Origin of the sequence: Dickeya dadantii NCPPB 898, from assembly GCF_000406145.1 — a bacterium.
GTDB classification, from domain to species: Bacteria; Pseudomonadota; Gammaproteobacteria; order Enterobacterales; family Enterobacteriaceae; genus Dickeya; species Dickeya dadantii.
Map to the genome: position 1 here is coordinate 13,186 of NZ_CM001976.1, position 22,666 is coordinate 35,851.

Genomic DNA, 22,666 nt, shown 5'->3' on the forward strand with positions numbered 1-22,666 from the left:
CTGGGTGTGTAAGCGTAGCGATACGTTGAGCTAACCAGTACTAATGACCCGAGAGGCTTAACCTTACAACACCGAAGGTGTTTTTGGTGAGAGACGACGATATTTGGCTTGTTCGATGGATTGGTTCCTGTGGTTGCACGGATGGTGTGACGGCGGGAATGAAAAGAATTTGCCTGGCGGCGACAGCGCGGTGGTCCCACCTGACCCCATGCCGAACTCAGAAGTGAAACGCCGTAGCGCCGATGGTAGTGTGGGGTCTCCCCATGCGAGAGTAGGGAACTGCCAGGCATCATATAAGGAACCCCCGGTTAACGCCGGGGGTTTTTTGCTATGGGGCCGGGAAGCCGGCGTTACGGGATGGCGGTCCGGACAGGCGGCGGCCCGGTGGGGTGGTTTTACGGTCCGGGCAGGTCCGGTCTTGTGCTCTCCCCCGCGTAGTGTCGCGCGTCTGCGCTGTGGCCCTGTCGCTTTTTCCCTGCAAGGCCTTCTCTTTATCTCCCTCTCTCCGCGGTTTTTTAGCACTCTGCACAAACAGAATAATCATCTCGCTTCAGTCTCCGGCAGCGCCGGTTCTCCTTCGCAGCCAGTCACGGATAAATACGGCGATCTGCGCCGGCTGGTTGAGATCCAGACAGGGCAGGGCAAGGGTTAAGGCGGTATCGGTGGCCACGGCCAGCGTGTCGGCGTCGATCAACGCCGCGATATCACCTCCTGGCCCGTGACGGTAAAGCAGAATTTTATCGACGGGTTCATGTTTGAAGCCTTCAACCAGAATCAAATCCAGCTTTGAGCTGTCCATTCTGCTGGCCAGGAAGTATAGATCGGGTTCCTGCTGTTCCGGTGTTTCGGTCATCAACGCCCAGCGAGTGTTGCTGGCAACCAAAGTCTGGTCAGCACCGGCCTTGCGCAGTTCATAGCTGTCCTTACCCGGTTTATCGACATCCATATCGTGGTGAGTATGCTTGATGATACCCACCCGGATCCCCATTGCGTTAAGCAATGGGATGAGCTGCTTCAGTAAAGTGGTTTTGCCAGTACCGCTATGAGCGGTAATAGCCAGAAGTGGTATCTCAGTCATGGTGTGGCTCCTGCCAGCGAGCCAGATCCTCTGGCGTATTGAGATTACGAAATGATAAAGGTTGATCTGCAAAAGAGACGGCTTTTGCTTCTATCTGCTCCAGAAACAGCATCAATTTCCGATCGCCGTTGCTCAGATAAGCCTCCAGCTTCCCAATCAGCGAGGTGTGGATCGCCAATAATGTCGGATGCTCGCGAGACCCATCCGTGGCATAGGCGGCAAGATAATTATCATTTAACAGCAGTAACCGGGAAACCAGGTCAACAGGTAACGCGGGGACATCGCAGGGAACAAACACGACCCAGTCTGTTTTGGCGAGGCTTAACCCGGTAAAAATACCGGCCAGCGGGCCAGAAAAGTTACGGTTAATATCACCGATCACCGGATAACCGCTTTGCTGATAGCGTTCCTGATGACGATTGGCGTTGATAAGCAAGGTATCGACCTGCGGCTTAAGGCGATCAAGAACGTGCTGATAGAGCGGCTTACCTTCCAGTTCAATCAACCCCTTATCGTTTCCTCCCATACGGGATGACTGGCCGCCGGCCAGAATCACACCTGTTATCATCGTATTGGCATCCATAATGATTTGATGCGTTATTGTCGGAAAAGTATGGCGCGAGGCCAAGCCCTTTCCCCATACTAGATAAACAGTCATTGATATTTGAGGTAGTGATAATGAAATGCCATCGTTTAAATGAATTGATTGAACTGCTGCACCCGGCCTGGCAAAAAGAGCCGGATTTAAATTTGGTGCAATTTTTACAAAAACTTGCACAGGAAGCCGGGTTCGAGGGGGCGCTTAGTGATTTGACTGATGATATCCTTATTTATCATTTAAAATTGCGTGACGCAGATAGCGCACAGCCTATTCCCGGCTTGCAGAAAGATTATGAAGAAGATTTCAAAACCGCATTACTGCGTGCCCGTGGCGTTATCAAGGATTAGCGGCTTCACTCATAGTCCGATGCAATGGAACGGTGCCTGTCATGCATGATTCCGTATTCAATTTTCATACACTGTCGCCGGATGTCGTCATGGATGCGCTCTGGTCTGTGGATATCCGTGTCGATTCCGGCCTGACAGCGCTTAATAGCTATGAAAATCGGGTTTATCAGTTCAGTGATGAAGAACGTAAACGTTATGTGGTGAAGTTTTATCGGCCGCAACGTTGGAATGCTGCCCAGATTAACGAAGAACATCATTTTGCGGCCGAGTTATTCGATGATGAAGTGCCGGTTGTAGCGCCGCTGGCCCTACAGGGCAATACGCTGCATGAGCATGATGGTTTCTGGTTTGCTGTGTTTCCCAGCGTGGGCGGGCGTCAGTATGAAATGGACAATGACGACCAACTGGAGGAGGTTGGGCGTTATCTGGGCCGAATTCATCAGACCGGTAGTCGAAATCTGTTTTCAACCCGCCCTACTATCGGGTTGCTGGAATACCTTGATGACCCGCTGGTCACGTTAACTGACAGCTCCCTGATTTCCGACGCGCAAAAAGCGCCGTTTCTAACGGTGACGACCCGGCTGATTGATGAAGTAAAACTGCACTGGAATACGCACTGGCAAGCCAGACGCCTGCACGGCGACTGCCATCCCGGTAATATTCTTTGGCGTGATGGCCCATTGTTTGTCGATCTGGACGATGCGCGTAATGGCCCGGCGGTGCAGGATCTCTGGATGCTGTTACATGGAGATCGTCAAGAGCAGCGCATCCAGCTGGATATTTTGCTGGATGCCTACAGTGAGTTCGCCTCTTTTGATGAAGCGGAGCTGGCATTGATTGAACCGCTACGCGCTATGCGTATGGTTCACTATCTGGCCTGGGTAGCTCGTCGTTGGCATGACCCTGCTTTTCCTCGTAGTTTTCCATGGATGCAGGAAGCTGATTTCTGGGCAAAGCAGGCCACTATTTTTACTGAACAGGTAAGGCTGTTGCAGGAACCACCGCTGCAGCTGACACCGATGTACTGACACTTATGGAGATAACGTTGATATGAAGAAATTATGGCTTGCGCTGGCTGGCATGGTGTTGGCGTTCAGTGCGTCAGCAGCTGATTTTTCCGATGGCAAACAGTATGCCACGCTGGATAAACCGGTTCCTCAATCCCCTCAGGTGCTGGAGTTCTTCTCATTCTATTGCCCGCACTGTTATCAGTTTGCTCAGGTTTACCATATTCCTGACGCCATTCAGAAAGCGCTGCCGGCCGATGCCAAGCTGACCAAATACCATGTCGATTTTCTGGGAGAATTGGGCAAGGAACTGACTCAGGCCTGGGCGGTAGCGATTGCTCTGGGTGTGGAAGACAAAGTCAGCCCGCTGATGTTTGATGCGGTTCAGAAGACTCAGACCGTGAAACAACCTCAAGACATTCGTCAGGTCTTTGTGGCGGCTGGCGTAAAAGCTGAAGATTATGACAGCGCCCTGAATAGCTTCGTGGTGAAATCTCTGGTTGCTCAGCAGGAGAAAGCGGCTGCCGATCTACAGCTGCGAGGGGTTCCGGCCGTGTTCGTGAACGGCAAATATATGATAAAAAGCGATGGGCTTGATACCAGCTCTATGGACAACTACGTCAAACAATATGCTGATGTAGTGAAATTCCTGCTCTCTCAGAAATAAGCTTTCTGCCGCTTCTCTGCGCCATACGTTTTACCACGTGTGGCGTTTTTGTTTCTGCGCCAATGGTAACGTCTGGACATTTCTGCTTACCGCCCAGAATTTCGATTTCATATATATCCACATCAATAACAACGCCTTGATATAACTGCAATGTCAATGTTTTTATCCTAACGCTTTGATTAATAAATAATTACATATGCATTCTACTTCTATTGATATCTCTGTTAATTATCTTTCAATTTCTATGCACAAAGTTATCCACAGGTTTTTTGCGAAGCATTGTGCAAAAAGCGTAATGAGCGAGCGTTAGTATTCGTCTCTGACTGTCAGCTATGGCATCCTTAACTTCATGTCAGAAAACAACGATCGCGAAATATCATGGTTCAAATAGCAGAGAATCCCCTCATTCTGGTTGACGGTTCATCGTACCTGTACCGCGCCTATCATGCCTTCCCCCCACTGACCAACGGTGCCGGCGAACCGACCGGCGCGATGTATGGCGTGCTCAACATGTTGCGCAGTTTGTTGCAGCAATACCATCCCAGTCATGTCGCGGTGGTGTTTGACGCGAAGGGTAAGACGTTTCGTGATGATTTGTTTGAGCACTACAAATCTCACCGGCCGCCGATGCCGGATGATCTGCGCGCTCAGATTGAACCGTTGCACCGCATGGTGAAAGCGATGGGGTTGCCGTTGCTCTCCGTGTCCGGCGTAGAGGCGGATGATGTGATTGGAACGCTGGCGCAGCAGGCGGAGCGTGTGGGCAAACCGGTTTTGATCAGCACCGGCGACAAGGACATGGCGCAATTGGTGACGCCAAATATCACGCTGATCAACACCATGAACAACACCATTCTGGGGCCGGATGAGGTCTGTGCCAAATACGGTATTCCGCCGTCGCTGATCATTGATTTTCTGGCTCTGATGGGGGATTCCTCCGATAACATTCCCGGTGTGCCGGGCGTGGGTGAAAAAACCGCACAGGCATTACTGCAAGGGTTGGGAGGGCTGGATACCCTATATGCCGATTTGGATAAGATCGCGAGCCTGACCTTTCGGGGTGCCAAGACCATGGTAGCCAAGCTGGAACAGAACAAAGAGTTGGCTTACCTCTCCTACCAACTGGCCACGATCAAAACGGATGTTGAACTGGAACTGGGTTGCGAACAACTGACGGTGAATGAGCCGGATGTGGCGGAATTGCACGAATTGTTCACCCGTTATGAGTTCAAACGCTGGCTGGCGGATGTGGAAGACGGCAAATGGTTGCAGGGTGGTAGAAAGAGCCAGCCTGCGGTGCCGTTTGTTAAAGCGACGGTGGAAGCAACGCCGAAAGAAGCGGCCAGCGTGCTGTCCCAGGATGGCTACGTCACCATTCTCGATGAGAAAGTGCTGCTGGATTGGCTTGAGCGGATAAAAACCGCCGCTCTGTTCTCGTTCGATACCGAAACCGATGGTCTTGATACCCTGACCGCCAATTTGGTGGGCGTGTCGTTGGCGATTAAACCAGGCGAAGCGGCTTATCTGCCATTAGGGCATATTACGTCGAGAGTTTACTCCAGTAATATTTACAGCAGCACGGTATCGCCTGCGACGAGAATGTCCACGCAGTTGGATCGCGATCGGGTGCTGGCGCTGCTGAAGCCGCTGCTGGAAGATGACGGTATTCGCAAGATCGGGCAAAACCTGAAGTTTGATAAAGGCGTGATGGCTCGCTATGGCATCGACCTGCGCGGCATTGCCTTTGACACCATGCTGGAGTCGTATGTACTCGATAGTGTGGCCGGCCGTCATGACATGGACAGCCTGTCGGAGCGTTATTTGCAGCATAAGACCATCACGTTTGAAGAGATTGCCGGTAAGGGCAAAAACCAGCTGACGTTCGATCAAATTCCGCTGGCGCAGGCATCTGTCTACGCGGCTGAAGATGCCGATGTGACACTGCGTCTGCACGAGACGCTATGGGCGAAGCTGGAGCCGCAGCAGGAACTGCGCAAGGTATTCCAGAATATCGATATGCCGCTGGTGCCGGTTTTGTCGCGCATAGAGCGCACCGGGGTGCTTATCGATACCACGATTCTGGCGGAGCATTCGCGGGAGCTGACGCAACGTCTGGCGGAGCTGGAAGTGCAAGCGCATGAGCTGGCGGGGGAAGCCTTCAATTTGTCTTCTCCCAAACAGCTAGGCGCCATTCTGTACGAAAAACTGCAGTTGCCGGTCATCAAAAAAACCCCGAAAGGCGCGCCTTCCACCAATGAAGAAGTGTTGGCCGAGCTGGCGCTGGATTATCCACTGCCGAAGCTGATTTTGGAGCATCGTGGGCTGGCGAAACTGAAATCCACTTACACGGATAAACTGCCGCAGATGATCAATCCGCTGACCAGGCGGGTGCACACTTCCTATCATCAGGCGGTAACGGCAACCGGGCGTCTATCCTCCAGCGATCCTAACCTGCAGAACATTCCGGTGCGTAATGAAGAAGGTCGGCGCATCCGTCAGGCGTTCATTGCACCGGAGGGATACCGTATTCTGGCGGCGGACTACTCGCAAATCGAATTGCGCATCATGGCGCATCTGTCGCGGGATGCCGGATTGCTGAGGGCGTTTTCCCACGGTCTGGATATTCACCGCGCTACGGCTGCCGAGGTATTCGGTCTGCCGCTCGACAGGGTGACCACCGAACAGCGCCGCAGCGCCAAAGCCATCAATTTTGGTTTGATTTACGGCATGAGCGCATTTGGTTTGTCCCGCCAGCTGGCTATTCCGCGTAGCGAAGCTCAAAAATATATGAACCTCTATTTTGAGCGTTACCCGGGCGTGCAGGAGTACATGGAGCGCACTCGTCAGCAGGCGGCGGATCAAGGATATGTGTCCACGCTGGATGGCCGCCGTCTCTATTTGCCGGATATTCATTCCCGCAACGTCAATAGCCGCAAGGCAGCGGAACGGGCGGCCATCAATGCGCCGATGCAGGGCACTGCGGCGGACATCATCAAAAAAGCGATGATTGCCATTGATGCCTGGTTACGGCAGGAAAAGCCGTTGGTGACGATGCTGATGCAGGTACACGATGAACTGGTGTTTGAAGTGCATCACTCGGTACTGGACGAAGCCAGTGCGAAAATACGCAACCTGATGGAAGGTTGCATGCAGCTGGACGTGCCGTTGCAGGTGGATATCGGTACCGGTAGTAACTGGGATCAGGCTCATTAAGCTATCTGGTGAAAGAGTCTGGTCAGACTGATTCTGGCTGTTATGCTGATTTTTTCCATGAATACCATAAGAAATATCGTCTTTATTTTTTATGTTGGTTTTTTCAGCTGAATCCTAAGCAATTCTGTAATTAAACTACAGGATTGTGTGACCCGGTTTGGGTTTGTTTAATTCATCACCGATTTTTATGAAATTAAACAACAAAAAAACCTTTTTTCCAGAAAGGAAATGGGGTAGAGTTAAACGCGTAGGGTACAGAGGTAAGATGTTCTATCTTTCAGACCTTTTACTTCACGTAATCGGATTTGGCTGAATGTTAGCCGCCCCGGTCGGGTTTCTGACCGGGGCGTTTTTTATTGTCTGGATGGCGGATTCACTGGATAACAAAAACCTATGCTACCGGCGGAGCAATCAGCCGGTAGCCATCGGGATAGTGATTCTGTCGGGAAGGATTTACCGATGTATTACAAGTCGGATTCTGGCTGAGATTGCAACTCTGCTGACGGCAACGTACTGAACCAGCTATCTAATTTCTGACGTAATTTATCTACACCGGTTTTTTTCAGCGAAGAAAACGCTTCAACCTGAATATCCCCCATGAACGGCAACACCGCTTCCCGCACCATGTTCAACTGGGATTTGCGGGCGCCCTGAGCCAGCTTGTCGGCTTTGGTCAGCAGCACTAGCACCGGCAAACCGACATCAACGGCCCACTCCAGCATCTGCTGGTCCAGATCCTTGAGCGGGTGACGGATATCCATCAATACCACCAGTCCTTTCAGGCAGTCACGTTTTTGCAGGTATTCGCCAAGCGCACGTTGCCATTTGCGTTTCATCTCTTCCGGCACTTCGGCATAGCCATAGCCAGGCAAATCGACCAGGCGTACGCCATCGGCCACTTCAAACAGGTTGATAAGCTGGGTTCGACCCGGTGTCTTACTGGTGCGGGCCAGACTTTTCTGGTTGGTCAGCGTATTGAGCGCGCTGGATTTGCCCGCGTTGGAACGGCCGGCAAAAGCGACTTCAATACCGCTGTCGGCAGGAAGATGACGAATGTCCGGCGCGCTGGTGACGAAATGGGTCACATGGTAGTTGTATTGTTGGGTCACAGTTTGCGTCTCTATCTGGATCACGGTGTTATGTGGCTGATTATACCTGCAACTGATAAGAAAGGCGGAGTTTATCTGTTTTTGTCGGGGTGTTACCGTCTTAACAGACTGAAAAAATAAAACCAGCACAGAGCTCTTGGAGCACTTTTTTATTGGTATGCTTTCTGCTAGATTCCGCCGCAATTCTCCTTATATTCGCTCATCTGAACCCGAGATTGACGCTATGAAACAACCATCAAAAGGGGCGGAACGCAAAGCCTCCGCACCGAAGATCAAAAGAAAAAGCCGTGAGCAGCTGGATCTGGAAGCTCGCGACCGCAAACGCCAGAAAAAACACCGTGGCCATGCAGCGGGAAGTCGTGCTCAGCCGTCCGGCGACCACCAGCAAAACGCCGCTTCCGGCAAGGCGAAAGACCCGCGTATTGGCAGCAAAAAACCGGTGTCGTTGCTGCCGGAAGGTACGGCCGTAGCGGTGAAAGCGCCGGTGCCGGCGGCAGAAAAACCCGTTCGCCAGTCGCCGCAGGACGAGCTGGAAATGCTGGAGAATGATCCGCGTCTGGATGCATTGCTGGACCGTCTGGAAAAAGGCGAAACGCTGTCGGCCAAAGAACAATCCTGGCTGGATGAGACGCTGGATCGTATCGATATTCTGATGGAGCAATTGGGCATCAGTCTGGACGATGACGAGGAAGACGAAGAGCAGGAAGAGGATATGCTGCAACTGCTCCGTCGCGGTAATCCGAAAGACGGCTATTGATGCTGAAAGCGCTGTTTCTGCTCATAACCTTACTGGTTCTGTGTTTTTTGGGCGGCCTGTTGGTTAAACTGTGGTGCCTGTCTAAACGGAAAGACAGATTACAGCGTGCCGTATTGGCCGGGCAGCGTCGGCTGCCTTCGCGCCGTGCGGCGAGGATCGGTTACCGGAAGGAGTGAGCAGCATGCCCGAACAAACCATAGACTGGGATTTATCCCTGATCCAGAAATACAACTATTCGGGGCCGCGCTACACTTCTTATCCTACCGCGCTGGAATTCAGCGATAGTTATGACAACGCCGCTTTTGCTCAGGCAGTGGCCCGTTACCCTAACCGGCCACTGTCGCTGTACCTGCATATCCCGTTCTGTCACCGCCTGTGCTACTTCTGTGGCTGCAATAAGCTGGTGACTCGTCAGTTGCACAAGGCGGATGAGTATCTTGACCGGCTGGCGCTGGAAATCCGCCAACGCGCGCCATTGTTTGCCGGCCGTGTCGTCACTCAGATGCATTGGGGCGGCGGCACGCCGACCTTTCTGAACAAAACACAGATTAGCCGCCTGATGGGGTTGCTGCGCCAGTATTTCCATTTTGCCGAACAGGCCGAAATGTCGCTGGAAGTGGACCCGCGGGAAATTGAACTGGATGTGCTCGATCATTTGCGCGCTGAAGGGTTCAATCGCCTCAGTATGGGGGTGCAGGACTTCAATAAAGAGGTGCAGCGCCTGGTCAATCGCGAGCAGGATGAAGCCTTTATTTTTGCGCTGATCGAGCGGGCCAAAGCGCTGGGGTTCGCCTCCACCAATATCGACCTGATCTACGGTTTGCCAAAGCAGACGCCGGACAGCTTTGCCTTTACCCTGCAGCGGGTGGCGGCGCTGCGCCCGGACCGTCTTAGCGTATTCAACTATGCGCATTTGCCCAGTCTGTTTGCCGCCCAGCGCAAGATCAAAGAGGCCGATCTGCCGGATGCGGAGCAAAAGCTGGCGATCTTGCAGCAGACCATTCAAAGCCTGACCGCAGCGGGTTACCAGTTCATCGGCATGGATCATTTCGCCCGGCCGGACGACGAACTGGCGGTGGCGCAACGCGAAGGAAAACTGCATCGCAATTTCCAGGGGTATACCACCCAGGGCGATACCGATTTGCTGGGGCTGGGTGTCTCCGCCATCAGTATGATTGGCGACAGCTACGCCCAGAACCAGAAAGAATTGAAGCAGTACTACGCTGACGTTGAACAGCATGGTCACGCATTGTGGCGTGGTTTGGCCCTGACCCGGGATGATTGTCTACGCCGTGACGTAATAAAGGCGTTGATTTGTCATTTTCAGTTGGAATTTGCCGCGATTGAGCAGGCGTATGGTCTGTCGTTTGGCGAGTATTTCCGCGAAGACCTGGTGTTGCTGGCACCAATGGCGCAGGACGGGCTGGTGGATATTCTGCCAGATCGCATTCAGGTAACGCCCAAAGGGCGTCTGTTGATCCGTAATATCTGCATGTGTTTTGACGTGTATCTGCGCAGCAAGATGCGTGAACGTCAGTTTTCTCGGGTTATTTGAGCCAACCTGGAATAATAAAAGAAAACCGCCAGTCGGCATGACTGGCGGTTTTCCGGTTTCTTGTCAGCAGTGAGATTAGCTGAAGAAATTGATCAGTGCCGCGCACAACACGGCTGCAATCGCAGTTTGCGATGAATGACCCACCGCACTGCTGATTTCAGCGCCGTGCGTCACGGCAGAAAAAATGGATTCCAGCATGGTTACCCTCTCCAGTCAGCGACACGATCATACTGCTGGCGCGACGCAAGTAAAGTATAAAATAGTGGCGAATTTGTACGTTATATTGCACTTTTTATCGCCACTATCAGGCGGTGACCGGTGACGGGTAAAACGGCGAATTGCCGCTACTCCATGCCCAGTTCCTTTAGCTTGCGCGTCAGGGTATTTCGCCCCCAACCGAGTAGCCTTGCCGCTTCCTGTTTGTGCCCCTGCGTATGGCGTAACGCGGTTGTCAGCAGCGTGCGTTCCATTTCCGGCTGCGCTTCGGCCAGCAGGTTTTGATGACCGGAACGCAGCGCGCGATCGGCCCACTGCGCCAGCAACGTAGCCCAGCTGTCGGGCATGACATGCACGGTGGCATCCGGCGCGGTGGTTTCAAACAGTTCCGGCGGCAGGTCCTGAATCAGGACTTCCTGTCCGGCGGCCATCACGGTCAGCCAGCGGCAGGTATTCTCCAACTGACGCACGTTACCCGGCCAGGGCAGGCGGGTTAGCGCCGCTTCGGTTTCCGGGTGCAGGTTTTTCGGCTCCACCCCCAGCTCTCTGGCGGTCGCCTGCAGGAAGTAGCGCGCCAGACGCGGAATGTCTTCCCGGCGTTCGCGCAGCGGCGGTAAATGGACGCGAATCACGTTCAGACGGTGGAACAGGTCTTCGCGGAATTTGCCTTCCTGAACCCGTAACTCCAGATTCTGATGAGTGGCGGCGATGATACGCACGTCCACCTTCACTGCCGCATAGCCGCCGACGCGATAGAACTGACCATCGGCCAGCACGCGCAGCAGGCGGGTTTGCACATCCAGCGGCATGTCGCCGATTTCATCGAGAAACAGCGTGCCGCCGTCAGCCTGTTCGAAACGCCCTTGTCGAATCTGATTGGCGCCGGTAAACGCGCCTTTTTCATGGCCGAACAGTTCCGACTCGATCAGATCTTTGGGAATGGCCGCCATATTCAGCGCGATAAACGGCGCTTTGGCGCGTGGACTGTGGCGGTGCAGCGCATGAGCCACCAGTTCTTTACCGGTGCCGGACTCGCCATTGATCAGCACGCTAATCGACGAACGGGAAAGCCGGCCGATAATCCTGAATACGTCCTGCATGGCCGGCGCTTCGCCGATGATATCGGTGGTCGGCCCGCTAATAGGCTGACTGCGCACCGGTTGCTGTTGTTCCATGTAATGGCTGATGGCGCGCTCAACCAGCGCCACCGCTTCGTCGATATCAAACGGTTTGGGCAGATAATCGAACGCCCCTTGCTGATAGGCGCTGACCGCGGCGTCCAAATCGGAATGGGCGGTCATGATGATGACCGGCAGCATGGGGTGACGCTGTTTAATCTGTTGCAGCAACGCTAACCCGTCCATGCCGGGCATGCGGATATCCGACAGCAGTACATCCGGCGTTTGGGTGGTCAGCGCATTTAACGCCTGAGTGCCGTTATCAAAGGTTGCGCAGGTTAAGCCCGCCCCGGTAAGCGCACGTTCAAGCACCCAACGGATGGAGCTATCGTCATCGACAATCCAGACTATCCCTCGTTGCATCGTGAACCTCACTGGCGAATGGGCAGATAAACCGAGAATTCGGTATGACCTGGCCAACTGTTAAATTCAATTTTTCCGGAATGTTGATCGATAAGGTTGCGGGCAATCGATAAGCCCAGCCCAGTGCCGCCTTCGCGGCCGCTCACCATTGGATAGAACAGCGTATCCTGCAGATGAGCAGGCACGCCGGGACCATCGTCTTCGATGTCGATACGGGCGACCAGACGGTAACGCACGCCATGCAGCGTCAGCTGAAACGCGGTACGGGTGCGGATGGTGATGGTGCCGCCTTCTTCCCCCAGCGCCTGCATGGCATTGCGGGTAATGTTCAGCAGTACCTGTTCTATCTGATCCGGGTCGTGCATCAGTTCCGGCAGGCTGGGGTCGTAGTCACGCACCAGCGTCACGTTGTCCGCTTTTTCCATCGACACCAGCTGGAATACCCGTTCGGCCACCTGGTGAATGCTTTGCGTGACGTGCAGGCCGGGCTGTTGCGGGCCGAGCAGACGGTCAACCAGATTACGCAAGCGATCGGCCTGTTCGATAATCACCTTGGTGTATTCCATCAGCGCCGGGTCCGGCAGCGCTTTGGACAGTAGCTGCGCCGCGCCGCGCAGGCCGCCGAGCGGGTTCTTGATTTCATGCGCCAGACCGCGCACCAGGTCGCGAGCGGCCTGCTGTTGCGCGTGTTGCAGTTGTTCCTGGCTGAGACGGCGTTGGTTATCCATCGGCGCCATTTCCAGCAGGATAAAGTCGTGCTGAATGCGCTGTGCCGTCAGCGACATGATATGCGCCCGGCCATCCACCACGAGGGTGACTTCGTTATCGGTAAAGCCTTGCCCCGAGTCGAGACTTTCCCGCATCAAGTCGAGATTCAACGAAAAGTAACCGAGCAACTCCGGCAGTGGCGTTCCAGACAGTTTGCGTGAGCTTTGGGCCAGAAGTTGTTGCGCCGCCGGGTTGGAGTAGTGGATAGCCAGATCTTTATCCAGCAATAAGATGCTGTTTATTAAAGAATTGAGGATCTGCCCAGCATCGGGCAGCGTGCCTGTTGCCATAACGCAGACTCCCGCACCATTTTAGTGCACACTATTCTGGATTGTAGTTTAAGTAGCAACTGTAAGATGTCTTGTGGAGAAAAAAGCCCATCCGAAGATGGGCTGAAAAGTTTCCACGGCAACAAAAATAAACATAAACAGAAAACGGTTATCGGACGGCAATGTGAACATCATTTTCTTCGTCCTGCCGTCCAAGCGCGGGAATTACACGCTGTAGTACAGTTCGAACTCAACCGGATGCGGCGTCATGCGAACACGGTCGTTTTCAGCGATACGCAGTTCGATGTAAGCATCGATCGCGTCGTCGGTGAATACGCCGCCACGGGTCAGGAACTCGCGGTCTGCATTCAGGGCGTTCAGCGCTTCTTCCAGAGAGCCGGCTACGGTCGGGATCTCTTTCGCTTCTTCCGGCGGCAGATCGTACAGGTTCTTGTCCATGGCATCGCCCGGGTGAATCTTGTTGATGATGCCGTCCAGACCGGCCATCAGCAGTGCGGCGAAGCACAGGTACGGGTTGGCGGCCGGGTCCGGGAAGCGCACTTCGATACGGCGAGCTTTCGGGCTGGATACCACCGGAATACGGATAGAAGCAGAACGGTTACGAGCGGAGTAAGCCAGCATAACCGGCGCTTCGTAACCCGGAACCAGACGCTTGTAGGAGTTGGTGGTCGGGTTGGACAGCGCGTTGATGGCTTTAGCGTGTTTGATCACACCGCCGATGTAGTACAGCGCAGTTTCGGACAGGCCGCCGTATTTGTCGCCGGAGAACAGGTTAGTACCGTCTTTAGCCAGAGACATGTGGCAGTGCATACCGGAACCGTTATCACCGAACATCGGTTTCGGCATGAAGGTTGCGGTTTTGCCGAAGGCGTGCGCCACGTTGTGCACGACATATTTGTAGATCTGGATTTCGTCGGCTTTCTTGGTCATGGTGTTGAAGCGGGTAGCCACTTCGTTCTGACCAGCGGTCGCTACTTCGTGGTGATGCGCTTCAACGACCAGGCCCATCTGCTCCATGGTCAGACACATGGCGGAACGCAGGTCCTGCGCAGAATCTACCGGCGGAACCGGGAAGTAACCGCCTTTCACAGCCGGACGGTGGCCTTTGTTGCCGTCTTCGTATTTGGTGCTGGAGTTCCAGGCGCCTTCGATGTCGTCGATAGCAACGTGGGAACCGGAGATGCTGCTGCCGAAACGCACGTCATCGAACAGGAAGAATTCCGGCTCAGGCCCGAACAGCACGGTATCGGCGATGCCGGAAGAGCGCAGGAAGTCTTCAGCGCGTTTGGCGATGGAGCGCGGGTCGCGGTCATAGCCCTGCATGGTGCCCGGTTCCAGAATGTCACAACGGATGATCAGGGTCGATTCTTCGAAGAACGGATCCAGAACCGCAGTAGTTGCGTCCGGCATTAACACCATGTCGGATTCGTTGATGCCTTTCCAGCCGCCAATCGAGGAACCATCAAACATTTTGCCGTCTTCGAAGAAGTCAGCATTAACCTGGTGGGCCGGAATAGTGACGTGCTGTTCTTTACCTTTGGTGTCCGTGAAGCGAAGGTCAACAAACTTCACCTCATGTTCATTCAGCATCGTCAAAACGTGTTCTACTGACATACTTGGTTCTCCCGATTGTGTCATTTATCGTCGTGGAACGAATATCGTTGTGGAATAATGATGTTGTTACCGTACAAAGGTTATAGCTAAAACTGTGCCAACTTTTATGAATGGTTCTAACAGGCATTCCTGCTGGTTTTTTGTGTCCCCCTCTACTGCACCAAGATAGTTAACCGCACCACCATGGAGCACCATTTTGGTGTTGTTGCACCAAAATGGTGCTTTTGATTCGAGGGGTGCTGCTTTATTGCACCGTGAAAGGGAGCACAGACCCGGCATCAGCAGGTTGTTTGTGGAAGATGATTGTGATCTTGTTCAGTCGCTCGATTAATACGTGTACAATAGCGCGCTATTTCTAAAATGCCTGAGGCAAAGCTGTGATCGAAAATTTGCGTAACATCGCTATTATTGCGCACGTTGACCATGGAAAAACTACCCTGGTCGACAAGCTGCTGCAACAGTCCGGTACGTTGGGTGAGCGTAACGAAGCCACCGAACGTGTTATGGACTCCAATGACTTGGAAAAAGAGCGCGGAATTACCATCCTCGCCAAAAACACCGCCATCAACTGGAACGACTACCGCATCAATATCGTGGATACCCCGGGACACGCCGACTTCGGCGGCGAGGTAGAACGCGTGATGTCCATGGTGGACTCTGTACTGCTGCTGGTAGACGCGATGGACGGCCCAATGCCGCAGACGCGTTTCGTGACCCAGAAAGCTTTTGCCTATGGCCTGAAGCCGATCGTTGTCATCAACAAGGTTGACCGCCCTGGCGCGCGTCCTGACTGGGTGGTCGATCAGGTCTTCGACCTGTTCGTGAATCTGGGTGCCACCGATGAGCAGCTGGACTTCCCGATCGTTTATGCGTCCGCGCTGAACGGCATCGCCGGTCTGGATCATAACGATATGGCGGAAGACATGACTCCGCTGTTCGAAGCCATCGTGAAACACGTTGAAGCGCCGAATGTCGACCTCAACGGCCCGTTCCAGATGCAGATCTCCCAGTTGGATTACAACAACTACGTTGGCGTTATCGGCATCGGCCGTATCAAACGCGGCGTGGTGAAACCGAACCAGCAGGTCAGCATCATCGACAGCGAAGGCAAGGTACGTAACGGTAAAGTGAGCCAGGTACTGGGTCATCTGGGCCTGCAACGTATCGAAAGCACACTGGCTGAAGCTGGCGACATCATCGCCATCACCGGCCTGGGCGAGCTGAACATTTCCGACACTATCTGCGAAACGTCCTGCGTGGAAGCGTTGCCGGCGCTGTCGGTAGATGAGCCGACTGTGACCATGTATTTCTGCGTTAACACCTCGCCGTTCTGCGGCAAGGAAGGCAAATACGTCACGTCCCGTCAGATTCTGGATCGCCTGCGCAAAGAACTGGTGCACAACGTGGCGCTGCGTGTGGAAGAAACGGAAGACCCGGATGCGTTCCGCGTGTCCGGCCGTGGCGAACTGCATCTGTCTGTTCTGATCGAGAACATGCGTCGTGAAGGTTTCGAACTGGCGGTATCCCGCCCGAAAGTTATCTTCCGCACCATCGATGGCCGCCGTCAGGAGCCGTTCGAGCAGGTGACCGTGGATATCGAAGAGCAGCATCAGGGCTCGGTGATGGAAGCGCTGGGTCTGCGCAAAGGCGAAATGCGTGACATGATTCCGGACGGCAAAGGTCGCGTACGTCTGGATTACGTGATCCCGAGCCGTGGTCTGATCGGCTTCCGTACCGATTTCATGACCATGACTTCCGGTACCGGTCTGCTGTACTCCACGTTCAGTCACTATGATGACATCCGTCCGGGTGAAATCGGCCAGCGTCAGAATGGCGTACTGATCTCCAATGGTCAGGGTAAAGCGGTTGCCTATGCGCTGTTCAGTCTGCAAGATCGCGGCAAACTGTTCCTGGGCCACGGTGCCGAAGTGTACGAAGGCCAGATCATCGGTATTCATACCCGTTCCAACGACCTGACGGTTAACTGTCTGACCGGTAAGAAGCTGACCAACATGCGTGCTTCCGGTACTGACGAAGCTACCGTACTGGTGCCGCCGGTGAAAATGACGCTGGAGCAGGCGCTGGAGTTCATCGATGACGACGAACTGGTTGAAGTTACGCCGACCTCTATCCGTCTGCGTAAACGTCACCTGACGGAAAACGATCGTCGTCGTGCGAACCGCTCCGCCAAGGACGAATAATTCACTATTTTGAGTGATACATCAGGCGGAATACGGTATTTGACCGAGCTGCCTTGCGATAAGGCCCCACTTTGGGGCCTTTATTTTTTTCTACGCGTCCGGTATTCGCCCCGGACCGAATTTGCACCATTTTTGACCTTATTATGATCCTGCTTATCCTCCCTGTTCAGCACGGATTTTTCTCGCTACAGTGAAAACCCTACTGGCCAATCTGGAGGACGCATGCTGTATATCTTTGATTTAGGTAATGTGGTGATTGATATTGATTTCAATCGTGTTGTGGGGGTGTGGAGCAGTCTGAGCGGCGCGCCGCTGGCAGCGCTGCGTGAACGTTTTGTTCTGGGGAACACCTTTGAACAGCATGAGCGCGGTGAAATCAGCGATGAGGAGTTTGCGTCGCGACTGTGTAATGAACTGGGGATTACGCTCAGTTTTGAGCAGTTCTCGACCGGTTGGCAGGCAATTTTCATAGGTGTACGCAAAGATGTGATCGATATCATGCATCGTTTGCGGCAGGAAGGGCATCGCGTGGTAATACTCTCCAATACCAATCGCTTGCACTGTCAATTCTGGCCGGGTGAATACCCTGAAGTTCAGCAAGCCGTGGACCGGCTTTATCTGTCGCAGGATATCGGCCAGCGCAAACCGGAGGCGGCGATTTATCACCATGTTCTGCGTGAAGAAGGCGTTGACGCCAGCGAGGCGCTCTTTTTTGACGACAATGCCGCCAATGTGGACGCGGCGAATGCATTGGGCATCCGTTCTATTCTGGTTAGCGATCGGCAGGTGGTGCCGGATTTTTTTGCCAGTCAGGTTTTTAAGCAGGAGTCGTAAGGTCGTTATGATCGCATTAATTCAGCGGGTATCCGGCGCGAGCGTGGCGGTAGACGGCGCGATAGTCGGGGAAATTGATCACGGGCTGCTGGTATTGCTGGGCGTAGAGCAGGACGACGACGAACAGAAGGCGGCCCGTTTATGCGAAAAGGTGATCGGCTATCGGATTTTCAGTGATGACAACGGCAAGATGAATCTGAACGTTCAGCAAGCCGGCGGCAGTTTGCTGGTGGTGTCGCAGTTTACGCTGGCGGCGGATACGCAAAAGGGCATGCGCCCCAGCTTTTCCCGCGGCGCGGCGCCTGCCGAAGCCGATCGACTGTATCAGTATTTTGTCGGCCAGTGTCGTGAGCGTGGGCTGACGACGGAAACCGGCCGGTTTGCCGCGGACATGAAAGTATCTCTGGTAAATGATGGGCCGGTAACCTTCTGGTTGCAGGTCTAGGCTGCAATTAAGCATGCGTTGAGAGGGGCGGTTATGTATTACCTGAGAGTGCCTGAAAGCGCCGAAGAGCTGGATGCTTATTACCAGTTCCGCTGGGAAATGTTGCGTAAACCGCTGCATCAGCCGCTCGGTTCCGAACGGGATGCCTATGATGCGTTAGCGCACCATCAAACCATTGTCGATGGGCACGGAAAGCTGGTCGCGGTAGGGCGTCTCTCTATTAATGCCGACAATGAAGCCTCGATCCGGTTTCTGGCGGTGCACCCTGACGTACAGCGCAAGGGCCTGGGGACGCTAATGGCGATGGCGCTGGAGTCGGTCGCACGTCAGGAAGGCGTGAAGCGGGTGGTGTGTAGCGCCCGCGAAGATGCAATGGCGTTTTTCTCCCGCCTTGGCTTTGTCAATCAGGGGGAAATCACCACGCCGATGACCACGCCGGTACGCCATTTTTTGATGATTAAACCGGTGGCGACGCTGGATGACATTCTGCATCGTCCGGACTGGTGTGGTCAGTTGCAGCAGGCGTGGTACAACCACATTCCTCTCAGCGAAAAAATGGGTGTACGCATCAGTCAGTACACCGGACAGAAGTTTATTACCACCATGCCGGAGACGGGGAACCAGAACCCGCATCATACGTTGTTCGCCGGCAGCATGTTCTCGCTGGCGACGCTGACCGGATGGGGCTTGATCTGGCTGCTACTGCGCGAGCGGCAACTGGGCGGCACTATTATTCTGGCGGATGCGCATATCCGCTACAGTACGCCGGTGACCGGTCGCCCCAGCGCGGTGGCGGATTTGGGGTCGCTGAGCGGCGATCTGGATCGGCTGGCGCGCGGGCGCAAAGCACGGGTGCAATTGCAGGTGGAACTGTTTGGTAATGATAAAAAAGGCGCGGTGTTTGAAGGTATCTACATCGTGCTGCCGCCGGATCCTAATGAATTGCTGGAACAGGGCGGTTCTGCCATTCGCTAATCCTGAAACCGGATGTGAAACAGCCACCATGACGGTGGCTGTTTGTTTTTATGCTGTGCTGCGTTTAAGGCTGTGCGGCTGGCGCTGCGGGTGCCGGCGGCGGAGTCGACGTGGCTGGCGCGCTGTCTGCCGTCGTTCCCTGATGCATTGCCTGGCTGATGGCGTGCCCGGCGCTGTCAATGCCTTGCAGCGTACCGTTGAGCGTCGGTCTAAGCGGGCTTGCCGCTTCCAGCCGGCCGTTCAGGTGTAACTGCAGGTTGGTGTTGCCGGTGGGCGTGGTTGCCGGTACAGGCCAGCCCCAGCGGGTCAGGACATCGAACGCCACTGCTTTGCCGGTCAAATCCAGCGTAAAGGCCCTGGCGGGCTGCTGCGCAATCACCGCTTTGGCCTCCAGCAAACCACTCTGGGTAAACGCGCTCAGGTCCGTCAGAGTGATCTGGTTGTCGTTGGCGTTCAGCGCCAGCGACGGACGGCGAACATCGACCTTGTTGAAGGTGGCGTCACTGGCGTTCAGGGTCAGCGCGCCTTGCCACACGCCCCACTGGTGGTTGCGCGCCAGCAACAGATTGCTGCCGACGCCATCCAGCGCGGTAAGCTGGAAGGGAAACGCCGGGTTGATGTCAATCAGCAGGTTATGATTGGCGGTGAATTTCCGCAGTTCCACTTCCGCCAGCCAGTCGGGCAATGTTTGCTGCCAGCGTTGGCGCCAGTCTGCCGGCAGCGTGTATTCCATGCCGGCCACCACCAGCTCATCCAGCGTCAGCCGCTGGTTGCTGCGCTGCCAGTTGCCGCTGGTACGCAGCAGACCGCCTTCCCAACGGGTAGAGAACTGTTTGATATTCACGCCCTGTTTCGACAAATCCAGACTGACGATTGGGTCGACCAGGTGCATGTTGCCGTTGACGATATCGGTGGCGTTGAATGACAGCGAACCGTCGTCGCTCTGCCAGTCATTCTGCCGGAAGGTCACGTTTTGCAGGGTGACGTCCAGATCGGTGAACGCCCAGTTTTGCCCTTCGATACGGGCATCGATCAGATCAAAGCGATTGACGGTTACCGCCGGCAAGCGAGTCACCGGTTGCCAGAAATCCGCCATCGACTGCCGGGTTTGCAACCGGACATTGCTCAGCCGCAGGTTATTGACAAGCCAACTGCCGTCTTCCGCGCGGGAAGCGTTGCCCGTTAGCTCGCCTCGCGCCACATCGGCGCCGAAGTTTTCCAGCGTCAGCTGCTGATTATTGAACTGCCCTTGCACCAATACCTTGCTGGCCGGCAGGTCGTTGAGGAGCAGCGAGTGCGCGCTGAGCTGGAACGCCGCCTTTTTACCCAGCAGATAGCCGGGTTCCGGCTGCCACGGCGTAATCCCGCCCGTCACCTGTTCGCCTCTCAATCGCCAGTCGCCGTCCTGCGCATGCAGCGCCATGGCTTTCAGTTGCAGAACATCGGCTTCAATCGGCAACGTAAAGCCGGTCTGGCCCAGATTGAGGGTGCCGCCTTCCAGCATCAGGCTGGAAAAATGGCGCGGCTCGGTAATCTGGCGCACGCTGAATCCCATAGCTACGCTTTGTGCGACCAGTGTAACGGGTTGATCTTTATGACCGAAACTGACGTCCAACAATTGAATGCGCCCGGGGGAGGACCAGTCATGCGCCATTTTTCTGAATGACACCTGGTATTCGGTGCGTTGATTAACCCACTGACTGATATGTCTGGCGCCCCATTCAGTCTGGGCTAGTACATACAGCACCACTACAGCCAGCAGCGCCAGTAACAGCAGTGTGAGAAGAAGTTTCCCGATAAGTTTCATTGCTTAAGTCCGCGCCAGTCGCAAGGGATGAACGTGTTATGCCGTAATTATTCAATCGTCTCAACAGGTAACTTATTACAGACAATAAATAAGGGCCGATGTTACACCATCGGCCCTTATTATCACGTAAGACGAAAAATTTCTGGAAGCGCGGCTTACTCTTTTTCCTGAGGAAAGACCAGATTCAACACGATCGCTGTGATACCGCCCGCAGCAATACCCGACGACAGCAACGTTTTCAGCCATTCCGGCGCGAACTGCAGAATCAGCGGCTGCTGGGAGACGCCCAGACCGACGGCCAGCGACAGCGCGATGATCATGATGGCGCGACGGTTGAGCGGTTCGCGGGACACAATGCGCACCCCGGATGCGGCGATGGTGCCGAACATCACGATGGTCGCGCCGCCCAGCACCGGCTCAGGAATGTGCTGTACAAAACCGCTTACCGCCGGGAACAAGCCCAACACGATCAGCATCAGCGCCACCACGAAACCTACATACCGACTGGCAACACCGGTCAGCTGAATCACGCCATTATTCTGGCCGAAGCAGGAGTTGGGGAAGGTATTGAACACCGCAGACAGGCAGGAGTTCAGGCCGTTAGCCAGCACGCCGCCTTTCAGACGCTTCATGTACAGCGGGCCGCTGACCGGCTGTTCAGACACGTCGGAAGTGGCGGTGATGTCGCCGATGGTTTCCAGCGAGGTCACCATGAACACCAGCATCAGCGGGATCAGCAGATTCCAGTCAAAGCCAAGGCCGTAGTACAGCGGGGTCGGCACGTTAATCAGCGCATGGCTGGACGTCCCGGCGCTTTCCGGCAGCATGCCCATCAGCCAGGCGGCCAGATAACCGACGGCCATGGCGATCACCAGTGATGCTACGCGCAGGTAAGGGTTGCGTTGGCGGTTCAGGATGATGATCACCGCGAGCACGATGGCCGCCAGCAGCAGGTTCTTCGGCGCGCCGAAGGTGTGGTTGCTCATGGCGGCAAAGCCGCCGCCGATCGAGGTCAGGCCAACCTGAATCAGCGACAGGCCGATAATCATAACGACGATGCCGGAAACCAGCGGCGTGATGATGCGGCGCGCCAGATGCAACACACGCGACAGCAGGATTTCCGTGCAGGACGCAACCATCAGAGTGCCGAACAGCGCCGCCATCATCGTCGGCACATCCGCGCCGCCGTTTTTCAACGCCATGCCGCCCATGATCAGCGGGGTGACGAAGTTGAAGCTGGTGCCCTGAATGGACAACAGGCCGGAACCGACCGGCCCCCAGGTCTTGATTTGCAGAATGGACGCCAGGCCGGAAGCGAACAGCGACATGCTGATGATGTGCTGGGTATCCTGCGCCGGCAGGCCCAATGCCTGACAAATCAGCAGCGCCGGGGTAATCACCGCGACAAACATCGCCAGTAGGTGCTGGCAGGCGGCAAACAGGGTTTGCGGTAAAGGAGGCCGGTCCTCCAGACGGTAAATCAGCTCGCTGTTCGCCGGGGTGGCGGCATCGGCCTGAGGTAGCTCAGTGGTGGAAAGACTCATGATATTGCGGCGCTCCTGAACGGCAAAAAGCGCATTTTAATCATCTTCTCTGTAAAAGCAATCGATTGCGGAATGTGGTTTTCTTATCACCGGAATA

Annotated in this window: 20 protein-coding genes and 1 rRNA gene; 12 read left to right on the forward strand and 9 right to left on the reverse strand. The window is 54.7% G+C overall.

Annotated elements, in window-relative coordinates; translation table 11 throughout:
- Positions 1-172: 172 nt before the first annotated feature.
- Positions 173-288 (forward strand): 5S ribosomal RNA (gene rrf, locus DDA898_RS00495).
- A 262-nt stretch (positions 289-550) separates the two neighbouring features.
- Here rrf and mobB read toward each other — a convergent pair.
- Together mobB and mobA are read right to left on the reverse strand one after the other, a co-directional pair.
- A complete protein-coding gene (gene mobB, locus DDA898_RS00500; RefSeq protein ID WP_038909852.1) occupies positions 551-1,078 on the reverse strand; it encodes a molybdopterin-guanine dinucleotide biosynthesis protein MobB in 528 nt (175 codons plus the stop codon).
- On the reverse strand, positions 1,071-1,646 hold the full coding sequence (gene mobA, locus DDA898_RS00505) for a molybdenum cofactor guanylyltransferase MobA (protein ID WP_038909853.1): 576 nt from the start codon (positions 1,644-1,646) through the stop codon (positions 1,071-1,073). Before mobA ends, mobB begins: the two co-directional genes overlap by 8 nt.
- A gap of 110 nt (positions 1,647-1,756) precedes the next feature.
- On the opposite strand from mobA, the gene DDA898_RS00510 reads away from it, so the two are divergent.
- The 5 genes from DDA898_RS00510 (at position 1,757) to spfP (ending at position 7,226) form a co-directional block, all read left to right on the forward strand.
- Positions 1,757-2,026: a YihD family protein gene (locus DDA898_RS00510; protein ID WP_038899912.1), complete on the forward strand. Its 270-nt coding sequence runs from the start codon at positions 1,757-1,759 to the stop codon at positions 2,024-2,026.
- A gap of 41 nt (positions 2,027-2,067) precedes the next feature.
- Positions 2,068-3,054: a serine/threonine protein kinase gene (locus DDA898_RS00515; protein ID WP_038909854.1), complete on the forward strand. Its 987-nt coding sequence runs from the start codon at positions 2,068-2,070 to the stop codon at positions 3,052-3,054.
- Between the two features lie 22 nt (positions 3,055-3,076).
- On the forward strand, positions 3,077-3,700 hold the full coding sequence (gene dsbA, locus DDA898_RS00520; RefSeq protein ID WP_013315728.1) for a thiol:disulfide interchange protein DsbA: 624 nt from the start codon (positions 3,077-3,079) through the stop codon (positions 3,698-3,700).
- 378 nt (positions 3,701-4,078) lie between these two features.
- Positions 4,079-6,913, forward strand: coding sequence for a DNA polymerase I (polA, locus tag DDA898_RS00525; RefSeq protein ID WP_038909855.1), 2,835 nt, complete (start codon positions 4,079-4,081; stop codon positions 6,911-6,913).
- Positions 6,914-7,178: 265 nt separating this feature from the next.
- Positions 7,179-7,226: a small protein SpfP gene (gene spfP / locus DDA898_RS23930; RefSeq protein ID WP_071892919.1), complete on the forward strand. Its 48-nt coding sequence runs from the start codon at positions 7,179-7,181 to the stop codon at positions 7,224-7,226.
- A 151-nt stretch (positions 7,227-7,377) separates the two neighbouring features.
- On the opposite strand, the gene yihA is transcribed toward spfP, so the two are convergent.
- Positions 7,378-8,022 carry a ribosome biogenesis GTP-binding protein YihA/YsxC gene (gene yihA / locus DDA898_RS00530; protein WP_033111484.1) on the reverse strand — a complete coding sequence of 215 codons (645 nt, stop codon included), beginning with the start codon at positions 8,020-8,022 and terminating at the stop codon, positions 7,378-7,380.
- 223 nt (positions 8,023-8,245) lie between these two features.
- On the opposite strand from yihA, the gene yihI reads away from it, so the two are divergent.
- Both yihI and hemN read left to right on the forward strand, forming a co-directional pair.
- On the forward strand, positions 8,246-8,779 hold the full coding sequence (gene yihI / locus DDA898_RS00535; protein ID WP_038899916.1) for a Der GTPase-activating protein YihI: 534 nt from the start codon (positions 8,246-8,248) through the stop codon (positions 8,777-8,779).
- Between the two features lie 181 nt (positions 8,780-8,960).
- Positions 8,961-10,334, forward strand: a complete 1,374-nt coding sequence (hemN, locus tag DDA898_RS00540) for an oxygen-independent coproporphyrinogen III oxidase (RefSeq protein WP_038909856.1) — start codon at positions 8,961-8,963, stop codon at positions 10,332-10,334.
- 75 nt (positions 10,335-10,409) lie between these two features.
- On the opposite strand, the gene DDA898_RS22945 is transcribed toward hemN, so the two are convergent.
- The 4 genes from DDA898_RS22945 to glnA all read right to left on the reverse strand — a co-directional run bounded on the left by DDA898_RS22945 (position 10,410) and on the right by glnA (position 14,763).
- Positions 10,410-10,532 carry a YshB family small membrane protein gene (locus DDA898_RS22945; protein WP_022635449.1) on the reverse strand — a complete coding sequence of 41 codons (123 nt, stop codon included), beginning with the start codon at positions 10,530-10,532 and terminating at the stop codon, positions 10,410-10,412.
- A 146-nt stretch (positions 10,533-10,678) separates the two neighbouring features.
- Entirely contained in the window at positions 10,679-12,091 is a 1,413-nt protein-coding gene (glnG, locus tag DDA898_RS00545; protein ID WP_013315733.1) for a nitrogen regulation protein NR(I), read from the reverse strand.
- An 8-nt stretch (positions 12,092-12,099) separates the two neighbouring features.
- Positions 12,100-13,149 (reverse strand): nitrogen regulation protein NR(II), encoded by a 1,050-nt coding sequence (glnL, locus tag DDA898_RS00550; RefSeq protein WP_013315734.1) that lies wholly within the window; start codon positions 13,147-13,149, stop codon positions 12,100-12,102.
- A 204-nt stretch (positions 13,150-13,353) separates the two neighbouring features.
- Positions 13,354-14,763 (reverse strand): glutamate--ammonia ligase, encoded by a 1,410-nt coding sequence (gene glnA, locus DDA898_RS00555; RefSeq protein WP_013315735.1) that lies wholly within the window; start codon positions 14,761-14,763, stop codon positions 13,354-13,356.
- 377 nt (positions 14,764-15,140) lie between these two features.
- Here glnA and typA point away from each other — a divergent pair, with 377 nt between their 5' ends.
- The 4 genes from typA (at position 15,141) to fabY (ending at position 19,218) form a co-directional block, all read left to right on the forward strand.
- Positions 15,141-16,964 (forward strand): ribosome-dependent GTPase TypA, encoded by a 1,824-nt coding sequence (gene typA / locus DDA898_RS00560; protein WP_013315736.1) that lies wholly within the window; start codon positions 15,141-15,143, stop codon positions 16,962-16,964.
- A gap of 222 nt (positions 16,965-17,186) precedes the next feature.
- The gene (gene yihX, locus DDA898_RS00565) at positions 17,187-17,798 is read left to right on the forward strand and encodes a glucose-1-phosphatase (RefSeq protein WP_038909857.1); all 612 of its coding nucleotides are present in this window, start codon (positions 17,187-17,189) and stop codon (positions 17,796-17,798) included.
- 7 nt (positions 17,799-17,805) lie between these two features.
- Entirely contained in the window at positions 17,806-18,243 is a 438-nt protein-coding gene (dtd, locus tag DDA898_RS00570) for a D-aminoacyl-tRNA deacylase (protein WP_013315738.1), read from the forward strand.
- Positions 18,244-18,276: 33 nt separating this feature from the next.
- Positions 18,277-19,218, forward strand: coding sequence for a fatty acid biosynthesis protein FabY (gene fabY / locus DDA898_RS00575; RefSeq protein ID WP_013315739.1), 942 nt, complete (start codon positions 18,277-18,279; stop codon positions 19,216-19,218).
- A gap of 64 nt (positions 19,219-19,282) precedes the next feature.
- Here the strand turns inward: fabY and DDA898_RS00580 are convergent, their stop codons facing one another.
- Both DDA898_RS00580 and DDA898_RS00585 read right to left on the reverse strand, forming a co-directional pair.
- Positions 19,283-21,025, reverse strand: coding sequence for an AsmA family protein (locus DDA898_RS00580; RefSeq protein WP_038909859.1), 1,743 nt, complete (start codon positions 21,023-21,025; stop codon positions 19,283-19,285).
- A 155-nt stretch (positions 21,026-21,180) separates the two neighbouring features.
- A complete protein-coding gene (locus DDA898_RS00585; protein ID WP_013315741.1) occupies positions 21,181-22,569 on the reverse strand; it encodes a nucleobase:cation symporter-2 family protein in 1,389 nt (462 codons plus the stop codon).
- Between the last annotated feature and the right edge of the window lie 97 nt (positions 22,570-22,666).

Coding starts and splice junctions, on each gene's coding strand:
- mobB (WP_038909852.1), bottom strand. CDS start 1,078: ATGACTGAGATACCACTTCTGGCTATTACCGCTCATAGCGGTACTGGC.
- polA (WP_038909855.1), top strand. CDS start 4,079: ATGGTTCAAATAGCAGAGAATCCCCTCATTCTGGTTGACGGTTCATCG.
- glnL (WP_013315734.1), bottom strand. CDS start 13,149: ATGGCAACAGGCACGCTGCCCGATGCTGGGCAGATCCTCAATTCTTTA.
- DDA898_RS00510 (WP_038899912.1), top strand. CDS start 1,757: ATGAAATGCCATCGTTTAAATGAATTGATTGAACTGCTGCACCCGGCC.
- mobA (WP_038909853.1), bottom strand. CDS start 1,646: ATGATAACAGGTGTGATTCTGGCCGGCGGCCAGTCATCCCGTATGGGA.
- fabY (WP_013315739.1), top strand. CDS start 18,277: ATGTATTACCTGAGAGTGCCTGAAAGCGCCGAAGAGCTGGATGCTTAT.
- DDA898_RS00580 (WP_038909859.1), bottom strand. CDS start 21,025: ATGAAACTTATCGGGAAACTTCTTCTCACACTGCTGTTACTGGCGCTG.
- yihX (WP_038909857.1), top strand. CDS start 17,187: ATGCTGTATATCTTTGATTTAGGTAATGTGGTGATTGATATTGATTTC.
- glnG (WP_013315733.1), bottom strand. CDS start 12,091: ATGCAACGAGGGATAGTCTGGATTGTCGATGACGATAGCTCCATCCGT.
- dsbA (WP_013315728.1), top strand. CDS start 3,077: ATGAAGAAATTATGGCTTGCGCTGGCTGGCATGGTGTTGGCGTTCAGT.
- DDA898_RS00515 (WP_038909854.1), top strand. CDS start 2,068: ATGCATGATTCCGTATTCAATTTTCATACACTGTCGCCGGATGTCGTC.
- DDA898_RS00585 (WP_013315741.1), bottom strand. CDS start 22,569: ATGAGTCTTTCCACCACTGAGCTACCTCAGGCCGATGCCGCCACCCCG.
- dtd (WP_013315738.1), top strand. CDS start 17,806: ATGATCGCATTAATTCAGCGGGTATCCGGCGCGAGCGTGGCGGTAGAC.
- glnA (WP_013315735.1), bottom strand. CDS start 14,763: ATGTCAGTAGAACACGTTTTGACGATGCTGAATGAACATGAGGTGAAG.
- hemN (WP_038909856.1), top strand. CDS start 8,961: ATGCCCGAACAAACCATAGACTGGGATTTATCCCTGATCCAGAAATAC.
- DDA898_RS22945 (WP_022635449.1), bottom strand. CDS start 10,532: ATGCTGGAATCCATTTTTTCTGCCGTGACGCACGGCGCTGAAATCAGC.
- yihI (WP_038899916.1), top strand. CDS start 8,246: ATGAAACAACCATCAAAAGGGGCGGAACGCAAAGCCTCCGCACCGAAG.